Here is a 13534-nt window from a genome sequence, read left to right as displayed (position 1 = left end):
GTTTTAACTGTTTTGTTGGGTTAAAAAGTAATCTGTGTTCCAAATTTCTTCGCAAATATCTAGATATAAGTTTTGTCTTTCTTCAATATCTTCTTTTTTAAAAGATGTGTAGGGCTTGAAGTTCATACCCTGTAATTTTGGGTTATTTAAGAAGTTTGGATTATTCTCATAGTATTTAGGATGCAATGTTTGCACTAGTGTGTTTTCTTTAATATAGTGCTCATATTTGTCCTTATATGGCATTGCATTGTAAGATTGATTAGTTCCATTAGGCAATAAAACTAAATCTCCAAGCCTATTTCTTATTTCATTAAACTCATGTAATTGGTCAAATTCATCTTTGTGTTCCTCAAACTTATCGGCCCAGATATGTTCTACCTCAAACTTCTTGCCTTCTGGATGGAAAAACTTTTTAAATGATGAATCGAGGCCAACTTGCTGTTCTACATACCCAGTAATTCTGCACAACAAATATTTGACGAATTTATAATTCATACCATGAAGTCTGAAATTGGGCATACCACCTGCTAACGTATAATCAAAAGCATCAATTTTTGATTTTAGAATTTCTCCAAGCTCACTTATTGACTTATCTCTTATCTCTTTCACAAGGGTGTACATAGTATATCTGATACTGCTTTGAGAGAACTTTTTAAAATTGATAGATCTACTAACCACAAATGTCTCTACGAATCTAGCCACCATGTTTAGTTTTTGGTTTATAACCTCACAAGAATCTTCCTTTTTTATTGGTGCCAACAATAAAGGGTCAAAAAGTGAATTGGCAATTGAATACCTATTTACATAATATAGATAAGGCAAATCCTCATTGAAGTCATTTTTTGCCTTATAAATTTTTAAATACAACTTAGAAAAAAACTTAAAATCTTCATTGACAAAATCATAAAATTGTTTTGAGGTACTGATTCCTATTTTCTTTTGAGAGTCTTTTACCCAAGTATGAAATCTTGTTCCTATTTTTTCAAAATCTTCATTGGTTGAACCTACTTTACCTTGCCTAATGGTTTCTGCATATTTTCCTCTGAGCCATGACTGGAAGAACCTTAAGTCTTCATCTTTTCCAATTTCATTATTTAGCTTTTGCACTTGCTTTTTCCACAAGTCATTGACTTCCATTCTCTGCTCCTCATTCGAAATTTTTGAGAGAATATACCCTTTAAGCATTTCAGTTGCTGATAGGCTTAAACCTCTATCATTCATTGTTTCAAAAATGGTATAAGCATTGTCTTCAGAATAAGCTATAATTTCAACTAATACCACATTGTCTTTAAGCCAGTCAATAAAGAACGGTAATGGCCTGCCTTTTAATTCTTCAGGGAAAAACTCCTTAATGTCATCATATCTATTTACTAGGTTAAGTACTGTCTCGTCATCATCCTCAGTTGGAATATAGTGTCCACTCTCTCTCAAAGACTCTAAACATTCCTTCCTTTTTTCATCTACCATATTAAATGTTCTTGAGCCATACTTTTCTGAATATACCAATGAAGCAATTTCGACTGCATCAGTTTCTAATTCATTTTGTAGATGATTTAAATAAATTAGAAGTAATGTAAGTGAGGTAATCCTTTGTTGCCCATCAATTATAGATTTTGAACTACCTAGTGCACTAAATACAACTGGCCCTAAATAATATGAATTATAATTTTCTACTTCTGACCTTTCATCTTCTTCTTTATAGCTATTAAAAAAAGAAGTTTCTAAATCTGAGAGTAATTCTATAACATGTTTTTGTTCCCACTTATATTCTCTTTGAAAATAGTCAATTGTATATTTTTTCTTGTCTAAAATATCACTAATGGACCTATCATTAGCGTCTATTTTATTAGTAATTACTTGTTGGTTACTCATTTTAAATTAAATCGTTTATATCTAATGGTGGTGGTGTTTCAAAAGCGTTAGTATTGGTAAAGTTCTCCACTTCATCAGTATTACCCAAATCACAAATATATTCAGCAAAACCACCACTAAATGAGCTTGACTTTTGGGCATATATTCTAAATGCATCACAGGAAAATCTTGCATCACAGTTTCTACAAACTCTGTTTGCAAATCTTTGTCTTGTACCTTTAATTCTATTTTGTAGTTGTTCTACACTTGGAGGCTGAAAGTCTCTACCTTCAATTTTATCTACTACACACGCAAATTTCGTAATGGTGTCTTCTACCTTTTCCTGAGAAAAAGGAATAGGTATAACTGGATCCCACTTTTCTAATTCTCTTTGAAGTTTCTCTTCCTCATCAGAATCTATCGCTCTTTTAAGACTCTTTGGGAATTGTGTTGCTATAATTGCCGTACCACTTAGTTTTTCATTTCTTAAATTCTGCCAAATGTGTGTATAAACATTCAATTGGTCAATATAATCCTCTTTATTGGCCTTTACGTAGTCTGCATCATGAGTTTTTACATCATACATGGTAGTAGAGTCTTTTTCTCTAATAATATCAACCACACCTTCAATTGTGAATCTATTCCCTTTTGGAGAGGACTGTTCTGGAAGTGTCAGCTTTACTTCTGTTTCTGTTACAGTTTCAGCCACTTCTCTCATTTTTCTGAAGTACATGATTATTTGAAGTAAACCTTGTCTTTTTACTTCTGGTGATAAGGCATGACCTCCTTCTAACCTCAATCTTTCATAATTAGCCTCATATTCTTGGGCTATCCATTCTTCCATTTCAATGAGATATTGAAGCTCTTGCAACTTTGCTTTCCCTTTTTTCAATAAGTTTAGTTCCTCTTTCATGCTTCTTGCTCTCTTTTTGAAATTAAAAACTGATGTAAATCTTCGATGGTGTTGTGGACTAAGGATCCAAAAAACATCGTTTGACTTCTGGAAGGAATAAATCCATACTTCCTAAATATCATGTACTGCCTTGGGCATCTCTCGTAAGCTAAATAGTCAGCAGTGTATGAATAGGGTTTGCTCAATGCAGACTCTTTTACCTCATCAATCTTAAGGGAATTACTGTCAAAACTTTGCATATCTAATGCGTTTGTTTCAAGAAGTGTATTATTGATATAAGAGACTATATCCCTCCCTTTTTTTGACTTTACTGGTTTTAATCTTGGTAAGATGAGAAGCTTCTCAGCTCTTGATAAGCCAACATAAAATATTCTCATTAAATCAAATCTTCCAATTTTATCTAAAGGCTCTCCCTCTACTTCCTTTAAGTTTCTGATAATGACCTCTTTTTTATCTGCTTCTAAAAACTCCCTCCTTTTTGGGTACATAAAAACAACTGGAAATTCTAGCCCTTTAGATTGGTGTATAGTAAGAACTTGAATATTTCCTTTTGGAAATGGGTCATCATCATTTTCATACTCTGATTCACCAAGTCTGTATATTGTGTAGAGATAAGAAGAAAAGAAAAGTCTAACAAAACCTTCTTCTCTTAAAAAGCTTGCAGATAATATGGAGGAATAAAGCTCCATGAATTTTGCTATATATTCAGTTATTTTTGAAAGGTTGCAGATAGGAGCCTCATTACCTTCATTTTGTGCTAAATCAAAATAATTTTTGAAATGGTTGAAACCTGTTACTTGATAAAACAAGTCTAGAATACTCCAGTCTAAAGATGTTGCTCTGTTGATTATCTGTGAAATATTGAAAAGTTTCAATGTATCATCATTCTTCCTTTCATTCACTATTCTTGCTAAGTATGGGCTTAGAATAGCATTCTTGGCGTCCTCAGATAAGTTATTGGCCTCAGCCAGTTTTCTTCTCATTGAATCTAGGTCAAACTCATCTTCTAATTCCCAGTTATTTTTATCAACTACTCTTAACAAGCTCTCATAGTCCTTGGAAATTATTTCTAATTCGACTCTTTTATTATCAACGAACTTTTTTAAATCTGCATCGCCTTCAATAATTTCATTTCCGATACTTTCAGCATTGTTTATCCATTCCTTGTACTTATTAAATTCAAATCCTGAAAAATCGGATGAATCCGGCAAACCAAAAACATTTGCAAAAATCCCAAATAACTCAGTGGCTTCTTGTCCTTCTAAAAACACTCCTGCTCTGGGTGCATAAACATTTAGGCCATTATCTCTAAGTGTTTGAATAGTAGCTTGTGCATCTCTATTGGTTAGCGAAGGGAAAAGGAAAGCTATTTGATTGGCATCACTCACAACTTCATTCTGGATAAGTTCTGTACAAAATTGAGCTGTTTGATCAATCCAGTTGTCTTCAACAGATATTACAGATGTGTTATTGTCTGTTGAATGAGCAACAATTGCTTTATCATGAACTCTATATTGACTGTTTGGGTCACCATTTTTTGTCCAGTCTTCCTTATCAATAAACTCCGTAAAGAAGTCAACAATTTTTTTTCTTGACCTGTAATTAATAGATAATGGAATTTTAGTTGTTTCAATCCCCAAGTAGTTCTTAACTCTAACAGGAAACTCAACAAAATTCTCAACTGTACTTCCTCTAAACCTATAAAGTGCTTGGTCATCATCACCTACTACACAAATATTCTTATTACCAGCCAGCGTGAAATATAGTTGCTCTTGAATACTATTTGTGTCTTGATACTCATCAATGATTAAATACTTGAAAATATTTGATGCGTCCTTAAATCCTTCTATTACCTCCAAGGCTTTATTTTGTAATAATGACAAATCACATTTTTCATAGGTCTCATCTTCCGTAAGGATGTATCGATATTCTTTATACATATTAAGAATTGCATAAAGCGTATCATCCTCATCAGTTTTACTTAAGGCATCTTCTACATCAAGTCTTTCTTCAGAAAATCTATTGAATAAAGCAATAATGTCCATTATGGCTTTATGCTTGTTTGGATAAGAAGGAGTTTTCTTTTGGAAGTAAGCATTAACATCAATTGTTTCTAATTCACCCGCTATTAAAAGTCTATTCCAGATAGAGTGCTTTTTTATAAAAAAGTATTGTTCTAGCTGGTCAATTGTTTTAACTGGCTTGTTTCTTTTTCTATCCGAATAAAACCTTCTATCTCCAATTAATCTATTACACGAAGAATGAACTGTGCCAATATACATGCTAGCCAAATCATATTGCTTGCCTGTATGATTACTGGCTAAACCTAAAAGTGATTGAAGTCCTTCTTTTAACTGATGAGCTGCCTTTTCTGTAAAAGTGGCAAGCATTATTTCATCTGGTTTTATGCCCTGAAAAACAATTAAATTAAGTGTTCTCCACAAAAGAACTCTGGTTTTTCCAGAACCTGGACCAGCTGTAAGATAAAGTGCTCCATCAATATGTTTGATAGCCCTTTCTTGGGATTTATTTGGTTGGAATCTCACTTCATTCCATAATGTTTCCAAAGAGAAGTTACTACTCATTTATTCGATTATATTTTAACGTCAAAGAGAGATTATAAATCTAATGATATTATATTTTACAAGAAAAGAAAAGGGAATAAAATTACTCCCTTTTTCATATCGACAACTAATAAACATATTCCCATTTATAACCACCAGCTTGCTTCCTTTCTTTCCTGCATACTTTAGTAATACTAGAAATATTTACTCCCGTAGCTTTAGAAGCTTCAACAACGGATTCGAATTTATTCAAAGTACGCCCAAATAATTCTATTTGTATTACGGTTTTCCTTCTTTTATCTTTAAACTTTATGGGAGAAGTATGAGAAGAATAAGACCAATAGTAGCCTTTGCAAGTTTTATTTGTACCAAGACACGCCATACTTATATTTTGTTTAGTTGCATTAACAGCTAAAGCTGCACTTGTTAGGCAATCGTAACAACCAACTAAACTACCGTCTTTAATTGAGTACTGATATAATGTTTTTTTTATGCCACCGCCAGCGTCTAAATTAAATCCATTATTAAAAGTATCGTATTTAAAAATATAATTTTTCTCCTTATCAGCCAATTCGTTGACTGAATTTGCCGAATCAATTTGTGCCCAAGAGAAAGCTTCCGGACCATAGGTTGCAATGGCTTCTTGAAATCTTCCTGTTTCACCTCTATTAGCCCTTTGTATATGATCCATACGACGCTCATTAATACTTTTTGTTGTAGCTCCTATGTATGATTTCCCACTAGGTTTGTGAGTTACTTTATATATGATTCCTTTATTTTTCATCTAAAACAGATTATTATAATTAGTAACCATTTCTTTTACCCCTACAAATAGATTTCCGAATCTTGCATTCTTTTGCCTTTCATTTATGTTGATAGCATTACTTATTATTCTGGAAGAGAACTTATGCACTTCAATTTCAGAATCTACTATTGCTACAAGTAATGCTTTGTCTTTCTCAGACATTATAAAACCTTCAAAATATGGAACTATACTACACAAGAATTCAAATAGAGATGTTGTTCCTTTTTCCTTCTGTTTTTCAGTACACGACCTTATATTATCTATAATGTCTTCTAGCTTATTTGATAGATAAAATTCATTTACCGAGCTTGCTCGGTTAGTAATAAAGTTTTTAGTAGATTTATTATTAGTATATAAGTTATTAGTTGTACACTTATTTGACGATTCCTGAATCTCTTTATTAGTGATTCCTGAAATATCATTAACACCTTTATTAATGTTACTTAATGAATACAGCTTAACTTCTCTTACTATTCTTTGCCAATCCTTAAATGAATTTTCATGTTTTGTAATAAAACAATTGATTTCATTTTTATTGATTGAATAAAGATTTGGCTTGTTTAATCCTTGTTGTATTGATTTTACCAATCCATGTTCTTTCAAAATTTTGATATGTTTTGAAATTACATTTTTACTATAACCAGTTTCAGACCTTAGGTCGTTTAAGCTTGTGAAGAAATAAAGTGCCCCACCTCTGTTTAGAAGCTGATTCTTATTGTCCCAAAAAGTGTATTTGGAATTTAATTCAGCTAAAATGTCTGCTGCAGTACTTCCCAACTCATGTCTTATTACTTTATTAGAAGCAATAAATGAATCCATTAATTTGTTATTCATGCTAAAAAATTTAAATTAAACCATCACTTTGATGATTTTTCTAGCACGAAATAAGGGCAAAAACTCACGAAACTTGGATACAAAAAATCGTATCCATATCAAAATCAATGAATTCAGTATGTTGCAAAAAAAAAGAGGCTTTATGCCCCTTATTAATTTTTATGTGTTTTCAATTATGTTGATGAACTGAAGAAGTCTTCATCAAATTTTTCCTTTAGAACTCTAATTGATTCTGAAGGAGAAGCGTGTCCATTAATAAATTTATTTCCTTGGGTTCTAGAATTAGACATGTCTTTATATTCATCTTTGTCGAAGTACTTGCAATGAGCGTCTAAAAAGCTATATAAATCTAAATCTGTGATTCCACTAACAACTCCTTTATCATACATTGATAGAAATAGCCAGACAACCTGGTTCTTATTAAGTTTAAACTGCAGTTTATCACTAATTTGGTAATTTTCTAACTTAAAATTTGAAATGAAGTCATATACTTTATTATAAAACTCACTAATAAGTGTTTTAATATCTTCTTGAAGATCACAGCATTTGTCCAATTCTGAAATTAAGTTATTTAGCTTTTTTAATTTAACGAGCTTATATTCTTCTATACCTTCAAATGTATAAACCCCTTTTCTATCTAACTCATTAAGGAACTTAGTGCAATAATTGTCAAAAAGAGCCACTAAAGCTCTTTCAAATTCTTCATAAAAATCTATCTCGATTACATCTAACTCTAAATCTATTTCTTCTTCCTCAAACCCAAATTTATCTTGAACAATTCTTACTGATTTGCCAACACTCACTTCTGTTTGAATTTTAGTCTTATTGAAATCTAAATCAGGATATTCACCATTTCTTAAAAAATCCTTATGCATTATATCATTTATAAGAAAGTCCTTTTTTATAATATCTAATTCTTTTTGGATTTTAGGAATCCCACGATTAAATTCTATTAATAAACGTCTATTTTCCATTAAAGTTAGGCTTGATCATTTAATTACAATGCAGTTATTGTTACAGCTAGCAATATAATTAGAACGTTTTAGCTATTTTATAATTATGTGAAAAAAGTTTGACACTCCAATTTTTAGTCAAAAAGAGGGGTTCGCGGGTTAGTAGAAGAAAGAGTTTTGAATAAATAAATAATTAACTCTTTCTCTACTTCTCCAATCTGCAGAATACATTTTCAGGGGCTTTATTGATATAGGAGAAACCGTCTCAAAAGTTTGATTATACAAAATACAGCATAACTCCTCTGGCAGCACTTCTAATCTACTATAATTTGAAAATGATAATAATAGTAAGCTCTGCCGTCTATTACAAATACAGTTTTTAATTCCATTGTTACTTTCACTTGTTGCACCTGTGCAATCTGACCTTTTTTTAGTGGTCCCACTGAATCCAATACAGCTACTTCAAAGGGGCAAAAAAGTTGTTTAAGCAAGTTGTTCCACGTTACCACATAAAGCCATTCTGAACTACTATACTTAAGCTGTTCAGCTAGTTCATTTTTATCCATTTCATTGTTTAAAGTTTAACGAAATAGCTATAATTAATTTAAGAACCAGTTGGCTGTTTTACTTTGCATAGAATTAGCCAAACTAGTAGCAAACTCAAAGGCATTTGCATTTCTTTCTAGGTTGGAATCTATGTAAGAGGATTTGTTTGCTTCAGTCAACAAATTGTAAAAACTCCAAAGATTAATATCTCTATTATTACTTCTTGAGAAATTAGTATCCTTATAGTAGTTTTTTACAACAGTTCCTATTTGATTATCATTCAAAGCAAGTGCGAACTTGCCTTTTTTCTCCTCTTTATTAAGATGCTGGTGCATTCGCATTTTACCAATGGTATGTGCAAATTGTAATTCATTTAAATGAAATTTACTCATACGTTCCATATTACCAAGAAATCTTTCTTTATCAAATTGTTGTATTAACTCATTAATTTTTTCTTTAAGTTCTGCAACACTACTCACTCTAATATCTGCATTTAGTCCATCGGTACTTATACAAAGGTTCGTGCAAACTAAATTTTTAAATCCAATGAACACCTTGAATTTCTCCAAGTTTCTTTTGCTATATAAATTCTCCTGATTCAACGCTCGAACGCCACCAATTGTAAGGGACAACTTATTATTATTCACATTCTCTGTCAAACTTGGTACCTCAATCATAAAGGCTGTTCGTTGATAATAGATTGTCTTCTCTTCTGGTCTAAGTTCTTTAACAGGTTTACCAATGGCACTAGGAATCCTGCCTTTAATAACATGAGACACCCTAATATTTGGTTGCAATATTTTAGTTTCTGTAAAATTGGCTTGAACAACTTCATTAGTAGCATCAATAAATTGAGCATGAGAAATAGTAGATTCATTATCAGAATATACAGGAATTATGCACTCCCTTTTTAAATGGGATAATGACACCTTTTCTGTGTTTGCTTCAATAAAATTTCCTTGTGATATGGTAACATCATCTTCTGATATAACCTGATTATCAATAGTATTATTTATTTGTATCAATTCCATTTTCTTGATTTTTAGATTGTTGAATTATTTGGTTATTTGGTATGATTTGAGAGTCTGCATTTTCAATAGCAGTTTTCCTCAAAAGAACAGTATCCTTGATTTTAGTTTGGTATATGGGATACTTAGCGTAAATGTGTCTAAGCCCTTCAACAGACGTACATGCAATAATCTCTTTTGCAATGGTTGCAAGCACCTCCTGCTCTGTCTTATCATTATTACACCATTTCACAAGTAGATTACCTGTTCCGCTTGTAATCTTAAATTCAGGCTTATTTGAAAATAAGTTGGTTCTATCCTTTGAGGCAATTACAAGGTGGTTATCATTAATTATTTCAAAACAAGCTGTCATCTCGAAATCTAAACCTTCACGAGTAATATCCTTCAAGCCTACCTTAACAACTTTAGTTCTGCCATTAGTATCTTTATCCATTGAGTAGTCTATTTTCTTTCTGACAGTAGTGATAACATGACAAGCTGATGCTAAAATTGCATCTATAAATGCTTGATGTCTAGGTGTGACTTTAGACCAGTCCTGAAACCTCCCTCCCAGTTGTTCATGTATTTGAAGACATCCTCCTTTACCATTCCATTCATGGGTTATGGAGTCTATAATTACCACTTCCATCAAAGCTTTTTCACAAGTTTTAAGAGCCTCAATATATCTTTCCGGAGTATAAGGTGCTTCTAAATTTAGAGTATTGTATTGGCCCAATTCAGCGTAAAGATTAGCTGATCCATTTTCAGTATCAATGACTGCTATTTTACTCCAGTCTTGTGTCATTCCAAATGCCATAAGAAGGGCACTATATGTTTTACCAAATCCACTTGGACTTGATATTCCTATTCTTAATTTTACTCGTTGTTTTTGAGCTTTTTGTAAATTCATTATAATTCGTGTTTTAAATATTAGTAAATAAAAAAGGACCTATACATAGATTGTATAAGTCCTTGATTCGAGTAATATATTGTTTAGGTTACATAACTAAATCATCTTCTATCAGTTGATTTTGCACTTGAATTAAGCCTGCAAAATCATCTGTACTAGCCCGTTCTGCATTGGTTAAATGCGACATGTTAATTTGAGGATTTCCTTCTTCTGTGAAGCTAAGATTACATAAATAATCTCTTCCTTCTTCAATGCCATAATTATAGTTTGAAGCATAACACATTGCTGAACGCTCCACTTCTTCACCAGTTGGTAAGTTAAATTTTAGTGTTACTATTTTGTACTCTTTCCCGTTAGAATTCTCCAACGTCTTTTCTCCTATTTTAAGAAGTTTAGCATTAAAAAGAAACTGTCTGTTTCCAGTTTCCTCATTGATAATTTCCTTGTACTCAGTCATAATTTCTATGGTTTTAGTTATGAGATAAGCCAACCCTATCTCCCAGAATATAAAAAGGGTACTAAAGTTTAATTTCCCGAAGGGGATTACAAACAGTAACAGTTAAGGATGAAAATTTGAGTTGGGGTTTGAATGAGATTTTAGAAAGGACTCAACATAGTAAAGTTGAACTGGTAAGATTCTCCTCTAAAAAGAAGTACCCCAAACACCAAAATTAAAATTGGGGAGGGGCACTTTTATAGATTATTTCGTGTACGACTTTTAAAAAAAAATTAAAAAATTATTTTGGCATAGCCAACATCAGCATTTTTTTTGATTTATTATGAATAATAATAAGTCTATCATTAAGGGTGTCTAAAGTAATAGTCATGTTATTATATGGAGGACCATCCTGATTACCCCCTTCTGCTTCTTGCCCATAGTCGTGTTTTTCTATGTTATTTATATTGTAAATAATATTATGACGTCCATCTGGAAAGAAAATTTGTATTTCATTTTCATTATTATAATTAAAGAAAACTATATAATCCCCAAAATTCTCTTTATCAGCAATATAAGATTCCCTATCAACTTTGCCCGAGGATGCTCGTTGGTAAATTATCTTGAAAGGCTCTCCATTTTGATATTCTCCACCATATTTCAAACTGCCTTTAAGATTTTGACAATAAATATTAGAAGATATAAGTATTAAGGCAATAACAATTAATAGTTTTTTCATATTATATAAATTTTAGTCATATTGATTTAGTGTTATTATAAAATGATTAAGACTTTCAAATGGCATTATATTGAATCACTAATTAAATGCCCCATCAGATTTCATTCTTGTTAACATTTCTATATACCCCCTCTTTTTCTATAACCAATCCATTCCAATTACATATACTAGTCTCGTATAATCCATCGTTTTTTTTGGTGTAGCCATTATCATAAGCAAATATGAGATACTCTTTTCCAATGGTAAAATGGTCTCCACAATCACCAAAGCCACGACCTGTAATAATGTCTATTGACTTACCATTAATACCTTTAAAAGCATTTAATATTGTAAATCTATATGACTGAACATTTTTTATATTCTTGTTGTCTTCAGTCTCTAACTGACAGTTTTGAGCACTTGTTACAGTGCCTGATAAAATAATTTCAGAGTTAGAAATATGATCTGCCATTCCAATATAATTTTTGCAACTACAAGCGTAACTTACCAAAGTGAAAGTTAAAAGAAATAGAGTAATAACTTGCTTAATCATTTGTCTTTTTTTTTAAATTAGAAAATACATTTACAATGCTATAAATAATGAGGGAGAGAATATTACGGGTAGCCGTAATACTATAAATTAAATGTAACTTAAAAAAGTAATATAAGACCACAAAAAAAACTATTAGTCTTTTAATTTTTTTTTAAGCTCTTTTATTTGATTGCTAATTTTTTTCTGCACTACTTTGCCATAACTATCTTGTGTTATTTTCATATTACTATGACCAAGTAATTCACTTACTATTTCCATAGGTACATCATTGTAAAGCAATACCGTACTCGCAAAAGTTTTCCTAGCTGTATGAGTCGTAAACTTCTTTTCTATTCCGATAATAATTCCAATTTCTTTTAAATAGGAATTATATTTTTGATTACTAATCTTAGGAAAAATATAATTTTCATTCTTATATTTTTTCATGATTCCCCTTGCCTTTGGAAGCAATGGAATTGATAGATTTTTATTAGTCTTCTCTCTTTTCATTCTTATCCAAAGATTATCATCAAACCCTTTAATGATATTGTTATGTTTCAAATTCATTAATTCTTTATATGGAAGTCCTGTGTAGCAACTAAAAACAAATAAGTCTTGAATAAAGCTTAATCTCTTTTGTGCAAATTGATAGTTTTCCAACGCATAAAGCTCTTCTGAATTTAAGAAGACAATTACATTACTTACTCTTTTTGGCTTGAATAAAATAAATGGATCTTTTTGCAAATATCCCTCAGCCAAAGCAAGTTTAATAATCTTACGTACTCTTTGAATACTCTTATTTATAGTTATCTGTTTATGACCTAACTCTGATTTTAAATAGAAGTCAAAATCTTGTAGAAAGTTACTTTTGATAGATTCAAGTAATATATCACTCTTTCCAAACTGGAAATTTATAAAGTTACTTGTATGCTTTCTAGCCTCTAGAAACTTTCTGTAAGTAGAGTTTGCATACTCTATTCCTATTAACTTATTCATTTGGTCATTATGCAATTTAAATACTTCTAAAAGGGTTTTATGAGTCTTTATGTTCTCGCCTTTATACTTAAAATAAATGTCCTCAACATCAAATATGTTATTGCTCACTTGCAGAAACAAAAAAGCCTCATTAATCTTTTGACTAATAAGGCTTAATTGTGTGTTGATATAATTATTATCAGGGTTTGGTGGTTTTGCTTTTTGTTGTTTACTGTGCCAATGGCCTAGATTAATAAAAAGACCTGTTGAAAATGTTTTTCTCTTACCCAAAAATGTCAATCTACATTTAATAGGCGTCTTATTCTGCTTATTTAGTTTTGCTTTATCAGTATAGAACAAAACACTTATTTTATTAATATTCATAGTGTTACATTTTTAAATTATGGGTGTCGATTTTAATAAAAGGGTGTCTTTTTTGATACCTTTTTTAAGTTGAAATTGTTGATTATAGTAATTTGAAATTTGAAGA

At 31.2% G+C, this 13534-nt stretch carries 13 protein-coding genes; all 13 read right to left on the bottom strand.

The annotated features are described in order from the left end of the window. Window positions 1-3: 3 nt before the first annotated feature. Entirely contained in the window at window positions 4-1872 is a 1869-nt protein-coding gene (locus ABJM36_RS02125; protein ID WP_348448684.1) for a DUF262 domain-containing protein, read from the bottom strand. Between the two features lies 1 nt (window position 1873). After that, window positions 1874-2764 carry a PD-(D/E)XK nuclease family protein gene (locus ABJM36_RS02120; RefSeq protein WP_348448682.1) on the bottom strand — a complete coding sequence of 297 codons (891 nt, stop codon included), beginning with the start codon at window positions 2762-2764 and terminating at the stop codon, window positions 1874-1876. Next, window positions 2761-5349 carry an ATP-dependent helicase gene (locus ABJM36_RS02115; protein ID WP_348448680.1) on the bottom strand — a complete coding sequence of 863 codons (2589 nt, stop codon included), beginning with the start codon at window positions 5347-5349 and terminating at the stop codon, window positions 2761-2763. The genes ABJM36_RS02120 and ABJM36_RS02115 overlap by 4 nt, the downstream gene beginning before the upstream one ends. A gap of 106 nt (window positions 5350-5455) precedes the next feature. Next, complete coding sequence (locus tag ABJM36_RS02110; protein WP_348448678.1) at window positions 5456-6112, bottom strand: GIY-YIG nuclease family protein; 657 nt, start codon at window positions 6110-6112, stop codon at window positions 5456-5458. After that, a complete protein-coding gene (locus tag ABJM36_RS02105; RefSeq protein ID WP_348448676.1) occupies window positions 6113-6967 on the bottom strand; it encodes a winged helix-turn-helix domain-containing protein in 855 nt (284 codons plus the stop codon). Window positions 6968-7140: 173 nt separating this feature from the next. Then, window positions 7141-7941 carry a hypothetical protein gene (locus tag ABJM36_RS02100; RefSeq protein ID WP_348448674.1) on the bottom strand — a complete coding sequence of 267 codons (801 nt, stop codon included), beginning with the start codon at window positions 7939-7941 and terminating at the stop codon, window positions 7141-7143. Between the two features lie 293 nt (window positions 7942-8234). After that, a complete protein-coding gene (locus ABJM36_RS02095; RefSeq protein ID WP_348448672.1) occupies window positions 8235-8486 on the bottom strand; it encodes a hypothetical protein in 252 nt (83 codons plus the stop codon). A gap of 33 nt (window positions 8487-8519) precedes the next feature. Beyond that, window positions 8520-9497, bottom strand: coding sequence for a DUF3871 family protein (locus ABJM36_RS02090; protein WP_348448670.1), 978 nt, complete (start codon window positions 9495-9497; stop codon window positions 8520-8522). Next, window positions 9475-10383, bottom strand: a complete 909-nt coding sequence (locus ABJM36_RS02085) for an AAA family ATPase (RefSeq protein WP_348448668.1) — start codon at window positions 10381-10383, stop codon at window positions 9475-9477. The genes ABJM36_RS02090 and ABJM36_RS02085 overlap by 23 nt, the downstream gene beginning before the upstream one ends. Window positions 10384-10471: 88 nt before the next feature. Next, a complete protein-coding gene (locus ABJM36_RS02080) occupies window positions 10472-10840 on the bottom strand; it encodes a hypothetical protein (protein WP_348448666.1) in 369 nt (122 codons plus the stop codon). Between the two features lie 280 nt (window positions 10841-11120). Beyond that, entirely contained in the window at window positions 11121-11558 is a 438-nt protein-coding gene (locus ABJM36_RS02075) for a hypothetical protein (protein WP_348448664.1), read from the bottom strand. 94 nt (window positions 11559-11652) lie between these two features. Then, entirely contained in the window at window positions 11653-12090 is a 438-nt protein-coding gene (locus ABJM36_RS02070; RefSeq protein WP_348448662.1) for a hypothetical protein, read from the bottom strand. Between the two features lie 132 nt (window positions 12091-12222). Next, window positions 12223-13428 carry a site-specific integrase gene (locus ABJM36_RS02065; protein ID WP_348448660.1) on the bottom strand — a complete coding sequence of 402 codons (1206 nt, stop codon included), beginning with the start codon at window positions 13426-13428 and terminating at the stop codon, window positions 12223-12225. Window positions 13429-13534 lie beyond the last annotated feature (106 nt).

This window comes from Algibacter sp. (assembly GCF_039977455.1).
Lineage (GTDB): Bacteria > Bacteroidota > Bacteroidia > Flavobacteriales > Flavobacteriaceae > Algibacter_B.
This window is presented reverse-complemented; position numbering and strand designations above follow the sequence as displayed.